Origin of the sequence: Paraconexibacter algicola (genome assembly GCF_003044185.1) — a bacterium.
GTDB lineage: Bacteria > Actinomycetota > Thermoleophilia > Solirubrobacterales > Solirubrobacteraceae > Paraconexibacter > Paraconexibacter algicola.
Genome location: NZ_PYYB01000003.1, coordinates 10,594 through 26,234, shown reverse-complemented (window position 1 = coordinate 26,234; position 15,641 = coordinate 10,594). Strand labels below are relative to the sequence as shown.

Here is a 15,641-nt window from a genome sequence, read left to right as displayed (position 1 = left end):
CTGTCCGCGGGCCTCGCGATGTCACGGGGTTCGTGGCCGGATCGGCACGGTTGCGCCACGATCCGATGCTGCGCCGCGACGACGACCGCGCCTAGCGTCGGCGGCGTGCTCAGCCGTGTCACCACCTTCCACGTCGACGGGCTCGTCCCGCGGCGCGTCACCGTCGAGGCGGACCTGCGGTCGGGCCTGCCGGCCTTCACGGTCGTCGGGCTCGTCGACCGGGCGGTCCGCGAGTCCCGCGAGCGGGTCCAGGCCGCGATCGGCAACTGCGGCCTGAAGTTCCCGGACAACCGCGTCACCGTCAGCCTCGCGCCCGCCTCGCTGCACAAGCACGGTCCGGGCTTCGACCTGGCGATCGCGTGCGCGATCCTCGCCGCCGGCGGGCAGGTCGAGCCCGCGCGGCTCGCGTCGCTCGGCGTGTTCGGGGAGCTGGCGCTCAGCGGCGAGCTGCGCCCGGTCCAGGGCGCCCTCGCGGTCGCCGAGGGCGCGCGCGACGCCGGCCTCGCCGGCCTGATCCTCTGCGCCGAGAGCGCGGGCGAGGCGGCGCTCGTGGACGGCATCGCGGTCCACGGGGCGCGCACGCTGCAGGACGTCGTGCGGATCCTCGCCGGGGAGGCGGTGGACGGCGGTCCGGCGGCGCCGCGGGAGCTGCCCGCGCCGGACGCCGACCGCCCGCTGGACCTCGCCGACGTCCGCGGGCACGCGGCGGTCGTCGAGGCGCTGACGATCGCCGCCGCCGGGGGCCACAACATCCTGCTCAACGGCCCGCCCGGAACCGGGAAGACGATGCTCGCCCGCCGCGTGCCGTCGATCCTGCCGCCGCTGCGGGGCGAGGAGGCGGTCGAGGTCACCCGCATCCAGGGCGTCGCCGGGCTGCGGGTCGGCGGACTGGCGCGTGAGCGGCCGTTCCGCGCACCGCACCACACCACGTCGGCGTCCGCGCTCGTGGGCGGCGGGAGCATCCCACGCCCCGGGGAGGTGACCCTCGCGCACCGCGGCGTGCTGTTCCTCGACGAGCTGCCCGAGTTCCCCCGGCACGTCCTCGACACGCTGCGCCAGCCCCTGGAGGACGGGCGGGTCGTCGTGATCCGCGGGCAGCAGACCGCGGTCTTCCCCGCGCGCTTCATGCTCGTCGCGGCGATGAACCCGTGTCCGTGCGGGCACGCAGGCGACGGGGACCGCTGCCGCTGCGGCGAGGCGGACCACCTGCGCTACCGCCGGCGGATCAGCGGACCGCTGCTCGACCGCTTCGACGTCGTCGCCCAGGTGCCGCGGCCCAGCCAGGCCGAGCTGTCGGCGCCCCCGGCGACGACCTCGGCGGCGGTGCGCGAGCGGGTCGCCCGGGCGCGGTGGCAGCAGGAGGCGCGCAGCGCCCGCACCGGCGTGACGTGCAACGCCGAGCTCGACGCGCGAGCGGTGCGCGACTGCGTGCGGCTCGACGCCGACGCGCACGCGCACCTGGATCGCGCCTACGCGACCGGGCGGCTGAGCCCCCGGGGCCGCCACCGCACGCTGCGGCTCGCGCGCACGCTCGCGGACCTCGACGGCCGCGACGACGTGCGGGCGGGCGACGTGCTCGTGGCGCTGGGCCTGCGCCACGACCTCGAGGAGCTCGCGGCATGAGCGCGTGCCCGGACTGCCTGCGCCGCACGTGGCTCCTCGGTGCGCTCGCCCCGCACCTCGAGCGGGCCTCGCGCACGCGGCGGGCGCTGCGCGACGTGCTCGCCCTCGACGACGACCAGCTGCTCGCCGCGCTCGCGGGCGAGCGGCGCCCGGCCCTCGCGGCCGCCCACGCCGCGTTCCGCCCCGAGCGGGCGGCGGAGGAGGCGTCACGGGCCGGCCTCGCCGTGGTCTGCCGCCACGACCCCGGGTACCCGAGGCAGCTGCTCGAGGACCCGTCCGCGCCCGCGGTGCTGCACGTCCGCGGTGGCCCCGGCGCGCTGGAGCGGCTCGCCGGGACCGCGGACCCCGACACCACGCCCTGCTGCGTCGCCGTCGTCGGGGCGCGCCGCGCCGGCCCCGAGGCGCTCGAGATGGCCCGGGGCATCGGTCGGGCGCTCTCGGCCGCCGGCGTGACCGTCGTCAGTGGCCTGGCGCTCGGCGTCGACTCGGCCGCCCACGAGGGCGCGCTCGAGGCCGGCGGCACGACGATCGCGGTGCTGGCGACCGGGGCGGACCGCACGTACCCGCGGACCAAGCACGCGCTCGGCGAGCGGGTCGCGCGGGCCGGCGCGATCGTCTCCGAGCTGCCACCGGGCACGCCGCCGTTCCGCTGGGCGTTCCCGGCCCGCAACCGGATCATCGCCGGCCTGGCCCGCCTGACGCTCGTCGTCGAGGCGGCCGAGCGGTCCGGGTCGCTGATCACCGCGGACTTCGCGATGCAGCTCGGCCGCGACGTCGCCGCGGTGCCCGGCCGGGCCGCGAGCCCGCGCTGCCGCGGGACGAACCTGCTGCTGCGCGACGGCGCCCACCTCGTGCTGGAGCCGGCCGACCTGCTCGACGGGCTGCTCGGGCAGGCCCTCGCCGACCTGCGCCGGGCGCACGACGGTCCGACCGCGCCGCGGGTCGGTGGAGCGGCCGCGCTGCCGCCGCACCTGCAGGCGGTCCGCGACGCGGTCGCCGACGGGCGCACGACCCCCGGGACGATCGAGCGGGACCCCGCCCGGCTGCTCGAGGTGCTCGCCGCGCTCAGCGAGCTCGAGCTGCTCGGCGAGCTGCGGCGCAGCCCGGGCGGGGCGTACGCGGTGGTGGTGCGCTGAGTAGCCTGCGGCCCGTGATCAGCCCGCGCCGCCCGCCCGTCTGCCTCACGATCGCCGGCTCCGACAGCGGAGGCGGCGCCGGGATCCAGGCCGACCTGAAGGCGTTCGCGGCCTGCGGCACCCACGGCACGAGCGCGCTGACCGCGCTGACCGCGCAGAACACGGTGGCCGTCACCGCGGTCCACCCGGTGCCGGGCGCGTTCATCGTCGAGCAGGTCCGTGCCGTGGTCGACGACCTCGGGGTCGACGCCGTCAAGCTCGGGATGATCGGCAGCCCCGCGACGGCCGCCGCCGTCGCCGAGGCGCTCGACCTCGTCCCCGCGGGCGTGCCGGTCGTCGTCGACCCGGTCATGGTCGCCGAGTCCGGGGCGCGGCTCCTGGACCCCGAGGCGCACGACGCGCTCGTGCGGCTGATCCTGCCGCGGGCGACCGTCGTCACCCCGAACCTGCCGGAGGCGCGGGCGCTCGCCGGCGATGCGACGCTCGACGGGGCCGAGCTCGCCGCGGCCGTCCGGGCCCTCGGTCCGGCGGCGGTCGTCGTGACGGGCGGCCACCGCGACGAGGCCACCGACGTCTTCCAGGACGCCGATGGCACCACGCTGATCCCCGGTCCGCGGCACCCCGACGGGGCCGCCCACGGCTCCGGCTGCACGCACGCCTCCGCGCTCGCCGCCCACCTCGCGCACGGCCACGCCCCCCTCGAGGCGGCCCGGGCGGCGCGGCGCGTCGCCGCCCACGCGGTGGCCCACGGCCTGCGCGACCTCGGCACCGGCGCCGGGCCGGTCGACGTCCTGGACGTCCGCTCGCGCACGGCACCGGGCGCGTGAACCGCCCTTGGGCGCTCGTGCCCTTTGCCATAATCGGCGGCCGATGCGGTTCCTGCGGATGAAGCCCGGACACGGCGAGGTGCTCCTCGCCGAAGGTGATGTCGACATCACCGAGGACGAGCAGCGCCTGATCGAGGAGTTCCGGGCGCAGCTCGACGCCGGCATGTGGGCGGCCGTGCCGACCACCGCCGCCGCCGGACGCCGCGAGGCGCGCATGGTCCGCCGCTTCGAGGACATCCCGCGCGACGCCGACCGCGTCATCTTCTTCCCGCGCGCCGCCGGCGGCGCGGACTGATCCCGAACGCGCATGCTCCTCGCCATCTTCGCCGTCGCCGTCGTGATCCTCGCCCTCATGTGGGAGATCACGCTGCCGCGTTGGGAGCGCTGGGCCGAGGAGCGCCGCCGCCGCCGCGAGCGCACCGCGATCGAGGGCTACGACCCCGGCCGGGAACGCCGCGCCGAGCAGCGCGCCCGCCAGCTCCTGAAGTCCTGCGTGGGCGAGGAGGAGTGGGAGATGTACCGGGACCTCGGCTTCATCCGGGTCTGGGGGCGCCTCGCGGGCGGGCCCGAGCAGGGCTCCGACGCCGCCGTCGCGTTCGGCGCGCCCTACGCGTACCTGATCTACCCGCACAAGCCGGTCGTCTCCTACCTGCCGCAGACGCGGCGGCTGCTCGCCGAGTACTGCGTCGCGTTCCCGGACGAGACCCGGCCCTACGGCTCCGCGCGCCTGCCCGACTCCGACGACGCGCTCGCCAAGTGGATGGCGCTCACCGGCGACGAGCGGCGTCTGCTCGACAGCGCGAACATGCACCTGCCGGGCCGCCAGGTCGACCCGAAGGCCGTGCAGCGCGACCTGTGGCGCCTCAGCGAGTGGGAGCGCGCCCGCAACACCCGGCTGCGTCGCGCCGGGCGCGTCGCCACCTGACCCACCGCCCGCTGCGCGCCGACGCGGTCAGTCCGCGAGGAACGCGCGCAGGTCCGCGTTGAACCGCTCGGGCCGCTCGAGCATCGCGACGTGGCCCGTGTCCGCGTAGACGATCAGCTGCGAGTCCGGGATCGCGCGCGCGAACCGCGCTGCGTCCGCGACCGGCACGAGCCGGTCCCGCTCCCCCCAGACCAGCAGCGCCGGGCAGCCGACCCCGGGCAGGCGAGCGCGGATCGAGGTCCGCACGATCGCCTCCAGCGCATCCAGGAACGCTGGCCGGCCCGAGACCCTCAGCTGCTCGCTGGCCAGCGCCGCGGGCAGCAGCTCCGGATGCGCCGCGCTGGCCCGCAGCAGCTGGCGGCGCAGCCCCGCGCGCCGGCTGACGCGATCGGCGCGGTCCGCCCAGAACCGGTTGTAGCCGACGATCAGCCGCTCGGCACGGCGCAGCGCCACCATCGCCCGGTCGCCGATCAGCCCGTCGGCGCTGATCCCGGCGGGGGAGACCAGCGCGAGCCGGCGCACCCGCTCGGGCATCGCGAGCGCGAGCTCCGCGGCGACCAGGCCGCCCATGCTGTTGCCCACCACGTCGGCCTGCCGCACCCCGAGGGCGTCGAGGACCGCGGCGACCGTCGCGACGTACCCGGGGATCGAGATGCCCGCGGCCGGCGGCGCGCTCTCCCCGAACCCCGGCAGGTCGAGCGCGAGCACACGGTGGTCGCGCGCCAGGTCCGGCAGGTTCTCCAGCCAGTTCTGCCACGAGCCCGACAGCCCGTGCACGAACACGACGGCCGGTCCCTCGCCGAGGTCGACGACGTTGACCGCCCGGCCGTCGACCGCCACCCAGCGCTGGTGCGCCGACCAGTCGACGTCCAGCCACGCGGAGCGCCCGCGCGGCCCGTACTGCTCGATCGTCACGGCGTCCACGACGCGGCCGGTCCGTCCCATCCCGCTCTACAGTACGCCGCAGGCCATGCGGATCGCGATCGACATCGACTCCACGCTGCACCACTACTGGGACGGGCTCTCGGCGGCGGCCAAGCGCCGCTTCGGGATCGACCTCCCGTACGACCAGCAGCTCGACTGGGGGATCACCCGCCTGCGCCCCGAGCAGCTGCAGTGCTGCATCGACGAGACGCACACCGAGGAGGCGATCCTCGCCGGCGTCCCGTACCCGGGGGCGATCGACGCGGTCAACGCCTGGCACGCCGCCGGCCACTTCATCCACATCACGAGCCACCGGGCGAGCTCGGCCCACGACGCGACGGCCCGCTGGCTCGACCGGATCGGCCTGCGCCACGACGAGCTCTACTGCTCGTTCGACAAGATCAGCCGCTGCCGCGAGATCCAGATCGACGTCCTCATCGACGACAGCCCGATCAACATCCAGCAGGCGATCGAGGCGGGCATCACGCCCGCGACGATCCTGCACCCGTGGAACCGCGACGTCGTCGAGGAGGAGGGCGTGGTCCACGCCGAGGACTGGCCGACCCTCGCGGAGCGCCTGGAGACGGCGCTCGAGCCGCTGCGGCGGCGCGCCGCGTAGCCCGTACGCCGAAATCTGGCGTCGCGCCGCTCTCAACTGCGTCTCACGGCACGCTTCACGGGTGGTGGGCGTCGGCCGCGATCCCTACTGTGTGCAGGACGTTCGTCCCCTCCCGGCAGGTTGTTCCCCGTGCGCTCTCGCCCCGTCCTCGTCGTCTCCCTCGCCCTCGTGCTGCTCCTGGGGGTCACCGGCGGCGTGTTCGCCTACGACAGCTCCCGCAAGGACACGATCGCCGAGGGCGTCAGCGTCGGCGGCGTCCCGCTCGGCGGCCTGACCCACGCGCAGGCCCGTGACCGTCTCGAGCAGGACCTCCTGCCGCGGCTGAAGGCGCCGATCATCGTCAACCACGACCGCAGCACCTGGACGCTCGGGGCGCGCGAGGCGCGGATCGCCACGAACCTCGACGTCCTCGTCGACGACGCGGTCCGTCGCAGCCGCGACGGCAACATCCTCGCCCGCACGGTCCGTGGGCTCACCGGCGGCGAGGTCCGCGCGGACCTGCAGCCGCAGGTCGAGTACTCCAAGGCCGCCGTCGTGCGTCTGCTCGACCACGTGCGCCGGGGGATCGAGCGTCCCGCCAAGGACGCGAAGCTGACCTTCACCGCCGCCGGCCTGTCGGAGACCGAGGGCCAGGTCGGCCTCGAGGTCCGGGCCAGCGAGCTGCACCGCCAGATCCGCGCGGCGATCGTGTCCGCGACCGCGAAGCGCCGGTTCGTCGCGCAGACCCGCAAGGTCCAGCCCAAGAACACCGAGGCCAGCCTCGCGAAGAAGAACCCGGTCGTGCTGATCGCCGACCGCACGACGTTCAAGCTGCGCGTCTACCGCAACCTCAAGCTCGAGAAGACGTACGGCATCGCGGTCGGCTCCGAGGGCCACGAGACCCCGACCGGCCTGTACAAGATCGCCAACAAGGCGATCAACCCGGCGTGGACGGTGCCCAACAGCGACTGGGCCGGGGACCTCGCCGGTCAGGTGATCCCGGGCGGCGCGCCGAACAACCCGTTGAAGTCCCGCTGGCTGGGCATCTACGACGGGGTCGGCATCCACGGCACGAGCGACCGCGGGTCGATCGGCTCGAACGCCAGCCACGGCTGCCTGCGGATGCTCGTCGAGGACGTCGAGGACCTGTACCCTCGGGTCCCGGTCGGCGCCCCGATCTACATCGCCTGACGGCCGTCGCCCCGCGGCCGGGCGACGGTCCCGGCCCGGCGGTCAGCCCAGGTCGGGGGCGGGGCTGATCTCCGACGTCGTGCCCGGCAGCCCGATCTCCTCGACGGGCACTTCCTCCCAGCCCTTCTCGAGCAGCAGGGTGTGGTGCGGTTGGTGGCGAAAGACCAACGTGCCGATGTACACACCCTTCTCCTGCTTGCGCATCGCCGCGTACCACATGGTGGTCGCGTCGATCGGCGCGTTGATCGGGAACCACGGACGTGCCGGATCGTCGTCCATGGTCGCCAGCCCCGCCTCCACCAGCTGCTTCTGGGTGGCGATGTGACCGTCCGTCGTGTGGATGTAGAAGCGACCCATGTCCTCTGAGGATACGACCGGCTCCCCGGCGGAGCTGCCGCCCGCCTGGCAGCAGGCGCTGCTGCTGCTCGACCGCGAGCTGCGCGGCCGGGCCGCGGCCGAGAAGACCCGGCGCGCCTACGGCATCGACGTCGAGCAGTTCGCGCGCTGGGCGTCCGCCGCCGGGCTCGAGCCGCGCGAGGTCGAGCACCGCGCGCTGCGCCGCTACGCCGCGAAGCTCGGGGAGGACGGGGCGGCACCGACGACGGTCGCCCGCAAGCTGGCGGCCATCCGCTCCCTGTTCCGGTCCCTGCGCGAGCACGGCCTCGTGGAGCAGAACCCGGCGGACCTCGTCGCCTCCCCGAAGCGACCGCGGACGCTGCCGACCGTGCTGAAGCCCGCCGAGATCGCCGCCCTCCTGGACCGCATCCCGACGTCGACCCCGCTGGAGCTCCGCGACCGGGCGATGTTCGAGCTGGCGTACGCGTGCGGCCTGCGCGCGGAGGAGATCGTCACCCTCGACCTGCCGAGCATCGACTTCGACGCCGAGCAGGTCCGCGTCGAGGGCAAGGGCGGCAAGACCCGCCTCGTGCCTGCCGGGGAGGCCGCGCTCGCCGCGGTCGCCCGCTACCGGGAACGTGCCCGCCCCGCGCTCGCCGGCGCGGAGCCGGATGCGGAACCGGCGCTGTTCCTCTCGAAGTCCGGCCGGCGTCTCGGCACGTCGGACGTCCGCCGGCGGCTGCGCGTCTGGGTGCGGCTCGCCGAGGTCCAGGGCGGGGTGCATCCGCACGCCCTCCGTCACTCGTTCGCGACGCACCTGCTGGACGGCGGGGCCGACCTGCGCGCGATCCAGGAGATGCTCGGACACGCGAGCGTCTCCACGACCCAGATCTACACTCGGGTAGAGTCAGCGCGTCTCAGGACGGCGTACGCGCGGGCACACCCGCGAGCCTGACACGAGACGGAGACCCAGGGTGGAGACGAACGTCAAAGCGATCGAACTGAAGGACCTCTGGCGGCGCTACAAGACCGCCGGGGACGAGCGCGCCCGGGAGCGTCTCGTGGTCGCCTACTCGCCGCTGGTGAAGTACGTCTCCGGTCGCATGGCGTCGGGCCTGCCGGCGCACGTGGAGGAGGCCGACCTCATCTCCTACGGTCTGGTCGGGTTGATCAGCGCGATCGAGCGATTCGACCTCTCGCGCGAGATCAAGTTCGAGACGTACGCGATCACGCGCATCAAGGGCGCGATCATCGACGAGCTCCGCTCCCTGGACTGGGTGCCGCGGTCCGTGCGGGCCCGCGCCCGCGCGATCGAGCGGGCCAACTCGAAGCTCGAGCACAAGCTGCAGCGCGCGCCCACCGACGAGGAGATGGCGCAGGAGCTCGAGATGACCGTCGACGAGTTCCAGGCGGCGCTGCTGCAGATCTCCAACTCGACGATCGCCGCGCTCGACGAGCTCTGGACGGTGTCGGACTCCAGCGGCGACCAGGTGTCGCTCCTGGACACCCTGCAGGACCCGGACGCTCCCGATCCCGCCGCCGTGATGGACCAGACCGACCTGAAGGACCGGGTCGCCGACGCCATCGCGCGCCTGCCCGAGCGGGAGAAGCTCGTCGTCGCGCTCTACTACTACGAGAACCTCACGCTCCGCGAGATCGGCGAGGTCCTCGGGGTCACCGAGTCGCGGATCTCGCAGCTGCACACGAAGGCCGTGCTGCGCCTGCGCTCGCGCCTCACCAGCGATCAGGTCGACTGACCCGCAGCGCCGCTTCACCGGGGGCGGCGTAGCAGCTGGCGGGTGGTCCGCGTCGTGCGGGGCCCGCTCGGGACCGCTGCTACCCTCGATCGCCGCGTGACCCGCAAGACCATCTCGACATCCCAGGCCTCCGTAGCGTGCGACGTGTGCGGCCGCACGCTGCTGCGCGGCGAGAACTCCGACGTGTTCCTGCACGGCGGGACCCGCCGCACCGTCTGCGAGCTGTGCACCGGTCGCGCCGTCCACGAGGGCTGGATCCGCGAGGGCATCGACGACGCGCTCGGCCGCAGCCCGCGCGAGGGCGCCGCCCGTGGCCTGCTGACGCGGCTGCGCACCCGGCGTGACGGCGGCCCCGCCCCGGCGGCCCGCCGCGGCGGTCGCTCCGGCGACCACGCCGCCGAGCCGCCCGAGGACGAGTGGGACGAGCTGCCGCCGCTGGAGCCGCTGGAGAACACCCGGACGGTCATCCCGGAGCCGATCGTCCGCGACCCCGAGCCGCCCGCGCCCGAGCCGCAGCCCGCCGCCGACCCGTACGCGGAGGCGTTCCACGAGCCCCGCGGCGTGCACGCGGTGCCGACGAACGCCGAGCTGAAGATCGCCCGGGCGCTCGAGGTCTTCAACGCCAGCCAGCACCCGCGCACCGTCTCGGGCGTGGCGCGGTCGCTCGGCGCCCCGATCGTGTCCGCCCGCCCGTCGCAGACCGAGGGCAGCATCGTGTCGGTCGTGGTCGGGTGGGAGCTCAGCTGGTACCGGTACGAGATCGACCTCGGCGACGAGGCCGCCGGGGTGCGCGTGATCGGCCAGGGGGCGGAGCTCGACGAGCTGACGCCCGAGGAGCGCACGCCCAACGCGGCGGCGGACGACGCGGGCGAGTTGCACCGCGTCGCGGGCGTCGCGTAGGTTCCAGCAGCGATGACCGCCGTGGGGAAGGGAAGCCGATGATCTACTGCGTCGTGCCGGAGGCGCTCGCCGACGAGCTCCTGGACAAGCTGACGGCCTACTACGCCGACGACCCGAACGTGAAGGTCATCGTCGACCGGCGCAAGTCCGAGCGCCGCGCGCGCGGCGCGGTCGCCCCCGAGGGCTCGGTCCGCACGATCCGTGACCGTCGCCGGCCGCGCGTGCCGGGCGACTTCCCGCCGCTCGACGCCTGAGCGGCGTGGCGACCGGCGAGGAGCTGATCGCCGCGGCCGCGGCGCACATCCGCGCGCAGTCCGTCGGCGAGGGCTCCGGGCACGACTGGTGGCACGTCCATCGCGTCTGGCAGAACGCGCGCCTGATCGCGCGCGGGGAGGACGTCGACCCGGTGGTGGTCGAGCTGGCGGCGCTGCTGCACGACATCGCCGACTGGAAGTTCCACGACGGCGACCTCGACGCCGGCCCGCGCGCCGCGCGCGCCTGGCTCCTGGACGCGGGCGCGGAGCCCGCGCTCGCCGACCGGGTCGCCGACATCGTCGGCCGGGTCTCCTACAAGGGGGCGGGCGTGCCGGACGACATGCCGTCGCTCGAGGGCCGGGTCGTGCAGGACGCCGACCGGCTCGACGCGATGGGGGCGATCGGGATCGGCCGCGCGTTCGCGTACGGCGGGCACGCCGGGCGGCTGATGTACGACCCGGACGACCCGCCCGTGCTGCACGACACCGCGGAGGCCTACGTGTCCTCCAGCGGGGCGACGCTCAACCACTTCCCCGAGAAGCTGCTGCTGCTCCGCGACCGGATGCACACGGCCACCGGCCGGCGGATCGCGGACGAGCGCCACGCGTTCATGGAGGCGTTCGTCGAGCGGTTCCTGGACGAGTGGCAGGGCGAGGCCTGACCCGGACGTCCGTACGAGCCGGCGCCCGCGACTGGTGAGGCGCGCGGCAGTCCGTCCGTCGACCCCGCGGCGCGCACGTGCATGCGCGCGGGCGTGCGCGTCGATGGAGGGGTGTGCCCGAGCTCGTGATCCCCGACCAGGTCTGGCGCGCCCTCCCGGTGCCGCTGGTCCACGTGACCGCCGACGGCGAGCTGCTCGCCGCCACGCCCGCCTACCTGGCGTGGGCGTCCGCGCATCCCGACGAGGCGGCGCGCGCGCTCGCGCTCGGGAGCCGCAGCGCGTGCGAGCACACACGGTGCACCGACGAGCGCCGGACCGCGACCGGTGGTCGGACCGCGGTCTGGAGCCTCGAGGCCTGGCCGGACCCGTCGGGCTGTGGCGCCGTCGTGGAGCTGCACGACGTGACCGATCTGGCGCTGCGCGAGGAGCGCCTGGAGTCGTGGGCGCGCGCGGAGCGCCACGCCCTGCGGGACGCCGAGGAGGCGGGCCGCGTGCGGCGCCTGGAGGTCGAGGCGCTGGCCGAGAGCCGCGCCGCGCTGCGCGCGTCCCAACGCCGCTACCAGCGGCTGGTCGAGCACCTCCCGGCCGTCGTGTACCTGACGGTGGGCACGAGCGGCGGGCTCGGCGGCCTGGTCGAGTACGCGTCGCCGCAGATCGAGGAGCTGACCGGCTTCCCGGACTGGCGCTGGCTCGGGGCCAGCGACCTGTGGCGCTCGCGCCTGCATCCGGAGGACCGCGACCGGGTCGTCGCGCACGCCGACCGGCCGCTGGAGCCGGGGGACCACCGGGCGATCGAGTACCGGCTCGTGCACGCCGACGGCCACGACGTGTGGGTGCGCGAGGAGCTCGCGGCGGTCGAGGACGGCAGCGGCGCGACCGTGGTGTCGCAGGGCGTGCTGCTCGACGTCACCGAGCGGGTCCTCGCCCAGCAGCAGCACGCGCGTGCCGAGGGCGAGCTGCAGCTGGCGCGCAAGCTCGAGGCGGTCGGGCAGCTGGCGGCGGGAATCGCGCACGAGATCAACACGCCGATCCAGTTCATCGGGGACACCGCGGCGTTCCTCCAGGACGCGCACGAGGACCTCGTCGGGGTGCTGGACCACCATCGTGCGCTGGCGTGCACGGTCGACGAGGCGGCGGTCCGGGCGGCGGAGGAGCGCGTCGACCTCGACGACCTGCGCACGCGCCTGCCGCGGGCCCACGAGCGGATCGCCGACGGGGTCGGCCGGGTCGCGACGATCGTGCGGGCGATGAAGCGGTTCTCGCCCGGCGGACCGTCCGGCGAGCTGGCCCCGGCGGATCTGGACCGGATGCTGGCGGACACGCTGGTCGTGGCCCGCAGCGAGTACCGGCACGTGGCGGAGGTCGTCACCGACCTGGCGCTTGACCGCGAGGTCCGCTGCAGCCCCGGCGACCTCGGGCAGGTGTTCCTCAACCTCGTGGTGAACGCCGCGCAGGCGATCGCCGCGACCGGGCGCGCCGGGGACGGCACCCTGACCGTGCGCACCCGCCGCGAGGGCGAAACCGCGGTGGTGCAGGTCGTCGACGACGGGGTGGGGGTGGACGCGGCGACGCTGCCGCGCGTGTTCGATCCGTTCTTCACGACGAAGGAGGTCGGGGTCGGGACGGGGCAGGGCCTGGCGATCGCCCACCGGATCGTCACCGAGATGCACGGCGGGACGATCACGATGTCCAGCCGGCCCGGGGAGGGCACGTGCGTCGAGGTCCGCCTGCCGGTCGGGGGCCCGCGATGAGCGCCACGACCGACCGTGTGCGGATCGTCTTCGTCGACGACGAGCCGGAGATCCTCGAGGGGCTGCGCGATCTGCTGCGCCGCCGCCGCGACCGCTGGGACATGAGCTTCCACGACGGGGCGGCGGCCGCGTTGACGGCGCTCGACGCCGGATCGGTGGACGTGATCGTCACGGACGTGCGGATGCCGGGCACGGACGGCGTCGCGCTGCTGGAGCAGGTCGAGCGCCGCCACCCCGACGTGGTGCGGATCATCCTCAGCGGTCAGGTGGAGCCGCGCAACGCGACGCGGGCGGGGCTCGTGGCGCACCGGGTGCTCGGCAAGCCCTGCGCGGAGCCGGAGATCGCCCGTGCGGTGCAGGAGAGCCTGGAGGTGCGCGCGCGGCTGCGTGAGGAGGGCCTGCGGCTCGCGGTCACGGGCATCGGTGAGCTGCCGCGCGCCCCGCAGGTCGTGCTGGAGCTCTGCGACGCGCTGGCGCACGACCGCACGGGTGCGGCCGAGCTGGCCCGGATCGCGTCCCGCGACGTGATCCTCACCGCGCGGCTGCTGGGCCTGGTGAACTCCGCGTACTTCGGGGTGCCGCGGACGATCGTGCGACTCGAGGAGGCGATCGCGTTCCTCGGGGTGTCCACGGTCGAGGCGGTGGCGCTGGAGCACGGGGTCCTGACGGTCGCCGGGCCGCGGCTGCCCTCGTCGGCGCTCGAGGCGTTCGAGGCGCACGCCCGGTTCACCGGCCGGATCGCGCGGGACGTCGTCGGTGCCCGCGAGCTGGGCTCGGCGGCGTTCGCCGGCGGGCTGCTGCACGACGTCGGCGCGCTGCTGCTGGCGAGCGCCGACCGCGACGCGCACCGTGCACGCCTGCTGGCCGCAGCCGACGCCGGCCTGGCCCTGCACGAGGTCGAGACACGGGAGCGCGGTGCGTGCCACGCGGCGACGGGCGGGCGGCTGCTCGCCCTGTGGGGCCTGCCGGCCGCCGTCGTCGAGGCGGTCGCGTGCCATCACGCGCCCGACGCGGCGAGCGGCCCGCCGCTGGTCCGGGCCGTCGCGCTGGCGGAGCGCCTGGCGCACCGGCTCGAGGATCCCGGGACGACCGCGATCTACCGGCACGGTGATCCCGCGGTGTGGGGTGCGGACGCGCCGGTCGGGGTGCCCGAGCTGCCGGACGCGCTGACCCGGCTGTGGGCCGAGCTGGGTGGGGCCGTGGCTCCGGAGCGTGCGGCATGAGCGAGCACGATCGCCCGGTCGTCCTCTGCGTCGACGACGAGCCGCAGGTCCTCGAGGCGCTCGGCGACATGCTGCGCCGCAGCTACCGCATCCACACCGCCAGCCAGGGCTTCGAGGGCCTGCGGGTGCTCGACGAGGAGCCGGTCGAGGTGATCGTCAGCGACATGCGCATGCCGGTCCTGGACGGTGCGCGCTTTCTCGGGATGGCGCGCGACCGCGCGCCGGACGTCACGCGGATCGTGCTGACCGGACAGGCGGACGCGGCGGCGGCCGCGAGCGCGGTGAACGACGGTCAGGTCTTCCGCTACCTCACCAAGCCGGTCGCCCGCGACGTCCTGCTGGCGGCGATCGAGGCGGGCGTGCGCCGGCACCGTGAGCGGATCTCCGAGCACCGGGTGCTGCAGGACACGGTCCGCGGCGCGACCGAGGTCCTCACCGAGGTGCTCGGTGCCGCCGATCCGGTGGCGCAGGGCCGCGCGGCACGGCTGACGACCCTGGTGCTCGACGCCGCGCCGTCCCTGGGCCTGACCGACACGTGGACGCTGCAGACCGCGGCCGCGCTCAGCCAGCTGGGGACCTTCGCGCTGCCGGCCGACACCGCCGCCCGGCTGGCCGACAGCCGGGCGCTCGAGCCCGCCGACCGCGACGCGGTCGTCGGCGCGGTCCGTGCCGCGGGCCGGATGCTGCGCCGCATCCCGCGGCTCGACGCGGTCGTCGCGGCGCTCGACCCGCCCTCCGGCGAGCTCGGACCGGCGGCGAGCCTGCTGCGCGGCGCGGTCGCCCTGGACCTCCTGTGCATCGGCCTGGCGCCCGCCGACGCGGTCGCGGTGCTGCGCGCGGAAGGCGCGATCGCCGAGCCGGTGCTCGACGCGCTCGCCGCGGCCGTCGGTGCCCGGCAGGAGTCCTTGCTGCTCGAGCACGGGCTCGCCGAGATCCCCGCCGGCAGCACGATCGCGCAGGACGTGCGGCTGCCCGACGGGACGCTGCTGATCGCTCGCGGCGTGCGCGTGACGCCGGCGATGACCCTGCGCCTGGAGCATCTCGCCGCGCGCCATCGCGGCCTGCGGGCCTACGTGCACGCGCCGTCGCAGGACGAGGACGCGGCGGCCTGACCGGGAGCGGCGACGTGCCTCGGAGCGGTGCCCGCTGATTGACCTCGGGCCGAGGCGTCGGACGCCTTCGCGCCGGCGGAGCTGCACCATCGGAGCCGACGCGAGCGTCCGTGACCGAACGCTCGCCGGCCGGCGTCCGAGAACGCGGCCCCGAGTTTGGGGACCACGTGTTCCGAGCAACGAGAAAGCCCCGCCGGGGCGGGGCTTTCGTCAAGCGGCTGAAGAGACTCGAACTCTCGACCTTCTGCATGGCAAAGCCTCAACCATGACTTGAGGGTTCAGGAAGCCCAGTATTGATGGGGTTGCCTCGGGTTCGATCAGGCTGTCTCAGACCCCTCGGGGACCCGTTTCGGGACCAAATTGGGGACCAAATTTGTGCTTCAGTTTAGGGGCGATGAGCAGGCCGATTGCACCCCGTATGA

Annotated in this window: 17 protein-coding genes; 15 read left to right on the top strand and 2 right to left on the bottom strand. The window is 75.1% G+C overall.

The window, feature by feature from the left end:
• Window positions 1-105 precede the first annotated feature (105 nt).
• The 5 genes from C7Y72_RS17160 to C7Y72_RS17140 are packed head-to-tail and all read left to right on the top strand — an operon-like array spanning window position 106 to window position 4,511.
• Window positions 106-1,623, top strand: a complete 1,518-nt coding sequence (locus C7Y72_RS17160; RefSeq protein WP_107570433.1) for a YifB family Mg chelatase-like AAA ATPase — start codon at window positions 106-108, stop codon at window positions 1,621-1,623.
• Complete coding sequence (dprA, locus tag C7Y72_RS17155; protein ID WP_107570432.1) at window positions 1,620-2,759, top strand: DNA-processing protein DprA; 1,140 nt, start codon at window positions 1,620-1,622, stop codon at window positions 2,757-2,759. Before C7Y72_RS17160 ends, dprA begins: the two co-directional genes overlap by 4 nt.
• Before the next feature lie 14 nt (window positions 2,760-2,773).
• Window positions 2,774-3,586: a bifunctional hydroxymethylpyrimidine kinase/phosphomethylpyrimidine kinase gene (gene thiD / locus C7Y72_RS17150; protein WP_233243914.1), complete on the top strand. Its 813-nt coding sequence runs from the start codon at window positions 2,774-2,776 to the stop codon at window positions 3,584-3,586.
• A gap of 43 nt (window positions 3,587-3,629) precedes the next feature.
• Entirely contained in the window at window positions 3,630-3,881 is a 252-nt protein-coding gene (locus tag C7Y72_RS17145; RefSeq protein ID WP_107570431.1) for a hypothetical protein, read from the top strand.
• A 12-nt stretch (window positions 3,882-3,893) separates the two neighbouring features.
• Window positions 3,894-4,511, top strand: a complete 618-nt coding sequence (locus C7Y72_RS17140) for a hypothetical protein (RefSeq protein ID WP_107570430.1) — start codon at window positions 3,894-3,896, stop codon at window positions 4,509-4,511.
• 27 nt (window positions 4,512-4,538) lie between these two features.
• Here the strand turns inward: C7Y72_RS17140 and C7Y72_RS17135 are convergent, their stop codons facing one another.
• Window positions 4,539-5,456 carry an alpha/beta hydrolase gene (locus C7Y72_RS17135; protein ID WP_107570429.1) on the bottom strand — a complete coding sequence of 306 codons (918 nt, stop codon included), beginning with the start codon at window positions 5,454-5,456 and terminating at the stop codon, window positions 4,539-4,541.
• Window positions 5,457-5,481: 25 nt separating this feature from the next.
• Here C7Y72_RS17135 and C7Y72_RS17130 point away from each other — a divergent pair, with 25 nt between their 5' ends.
• Both C7Y72_RS17130 and C7Y72_RS17125 read left to right on the top strand, forming a co-directional pair.
• Entirely contained in the window at window positions 5,482-6,054 is a 573-nt protein-coding gene (locus C7Y72_RS17130; RefSeq protein ID WP_107570428.1) for a hypothetical protein, read from the top strand.
• A 129-nt stretch (window positions 6,055-6,183) separates the two neighbouring features.
• Window positions 6,184-7,224, top strand: coding sequence for a L,D-transpeptidase family protein (locus C7Y72_RS17125; protein ID WP_146175430.1), 1,041 nt, complete (start codon window positions 6,184-6,186; stop codon window positions 7,222-7,224).
• Window positions 7,225-7,266: 42 nt separating this feature from the next.
• Here the strand turns inward: C7Y72_RS17125 and C7Y72_RS17120 are convergent, their stop codons facing one another.
• A complete protein-coding gene (locus tag C7Y72_RS17120; RefSeq protein WP_107570426.1) occupies window positions 7,267-7,581 on the bottom strand; it encodes a hypothetical protein in 315 nt (104 codons plus the stop codon).
• Here C7Y72_RS17120 and C7Y72_RS17115 point away from each other — a divergent pair.
• The 8 genes from C7Y72_RS17115 to C7Y72_RS17080 all read left to right on the top strand — a co-directional run bounded on the left by C7Y72_RS17115 (window position 7,580) and on the right by C7Y72_RS17080 (window position 15,219).
• Window positions 7,580-8,515, top strand: a complete 936-nt coding sequence (locus C7Y72_RS17115) for a tyrosine recombinase (RefSeq protein ID WP_107570425.1) — start codon at window positions 7,580-7,582, stop codon at window positions 8,513-8,515. The genes C7Y72_RS17120 and C7Y72_RS17115 overlap by 2 nt on opposite strands.
• Before the next feature lie 19 nt (window positions 8,516-8,534).
• Window positions 8,535-9,317 carry an RNA polymerase sigma factor WhiG gene (gene whiG, locus C7Y72_RS17110; protein ID WP_107570424.1) on the top strand — a complete coding sequence of 261 codons (783 nt, stop codon included), beginning with the start codon at window positions 8,535-8,537 and terminating at the stop codon, window positions 9,315-9,317.
• 96 nt (window positions 9,318-9,413) lie between these two features.
• Window positions 9,414-10,217 carry a hypothetical protein gene (locus tag C7Y72_RS17105; RefSeq protein ID WP_146175429.1) on the top strand — a complete coding sequence of 268 codons (804 nt, stop codon included), beginning with the start codon at window positions 9,414-9,416 and terminating at the stop codon, window positions 10,215-10,217.
• 38 nt (window positions 10,218-10,255) lie between these two features.
• Window positions 10,256-10,471, top strand: a complete 216-nt coding sequence (locus tag C7Y72_RS17100; protein WP_107570422.1) for a hypothetical protein — start codon at window positions 10,256-10,258, stop codon at window positions 10,469-10,471.
• 5 nt (window positions 10,472-10,476) lie between these two features.
• A complete protein-coding gene (locus C7Y72_RS17095) occupies window positions 10,477-11,133 on the top strand; it encodes an HD domain-containing protein (RefSeq protein WP_107570421.1) in 657 nt (218 codons plus the stop codon).
• Between the two features lie 113 nt (window positions 11,134-11,246).
• Entirely contained in the window at window positions 11,247-12,884 is a 1,638-nt protein-coding gene (locus C7Y72_RS17090) for a two-component system sensor histidine kinase NtrB (RefSeq protein ID WP_158276908.1), read from the top strand.
• On the top strand, window positions 12,881-14,107 hold the full coding sequence (locus tag C7Y72_RS17085) for an HDOD domain-containing protein (protein WP_107570419.1): 1,227 nt from the start codon (window positions 12,881-12,883) through the stop codon (window positions 14,105-14,107). Before C7Y72_RS17090 ends, C7Y72_RS17085 begins: the two co-directional genes overlap by 4 nt.
• Entirely contained in the window at window positions 14,104-15,219 is a 1,116-nt protein-coding gene (locus C7Y72_RS17080) for a response regulator (protein ID WP_107570418.1), read from the top strand. Before C7Y72_RS17085 ends, C7Y72_RS17080 begins: the two co-directional genes overlap by 4 nt.
• Window positions 15,220-15,641 lie beyond the last annotated feature (422 nt).

Bases quoted from the DNA above. Each gene is read 5' to 3' on its own strand.
- dprA (WP_107570432.1), top strand. From the start codon at position 1,620: ATGAGCGCGTGCCCGGACTGCCTGCGCCGCACGTGGCTCCTCGGTGCG.
- C7Y72_RS17145 (WP_107570431.1), top strand. From the start codon at position 3,630: ATGCGGTTCCTGCGGATGAAGCCCGGACACGGCGAGGTGCTCCTCGCC.
- C7Y72_RS17140 (WP_107570430.1), top strand. From the start codon at position 3,894: ATGCTCCTCGCCATCTTCGCCGTCGCCGTCGTGATCCTCGCCCTCATG.
- C7Y72_RS17135 (WP_107570429.1), bottom strand. From the start codon at position 5,456: ATGGGACGGACCGGCCGCGTCGTGGACGCCGTGACGATCGAGCAGTAC.
- C7Y72_RS17130 (WP_107570428.1), top strand. From the start codon at position 5,482: ATGCGGATCGCGATCGACATCGACTCCACGCTGCACCACTACTGGGAC.
- C7Y72_RS17115 (WP_107570425.1), top strand. From the start codon at position 7,580: ATGTCCTCTGAGGATACGACCGGCTCCCCGGCGGAGCTGCCGCCCGCC.
- C7Y72_RS17120 (WP_107570426.1), bottom strand. From the start codon at position 7,581: ATGGGTCGCTTCTACATCCACACGACGGACGGTCACATCGCCACCCAG.
- C7Y72_RS17100 (WP_107570422.1), top strand. From the start codon at position 10,256: ATGATCTACTGCGTCGTGCCGGAGGCGCTCGCCGACGAGCTCCTGGAC.
- C7Y72_RS17085 (WP_107570419.1), top strand. From the start codon at position 12,881: ATGAGCGCCACGACCGACCGTGTGCGGATCGTCTTCGTCGACGACGAG.
- C7Y72_RS17080 (WP_107570418.1), top strand. From the start codon at position 14,104: ATGAGCGAGCACGATCGCCCGGTCGTCCTCTGCGTCGACGACGAGCCG.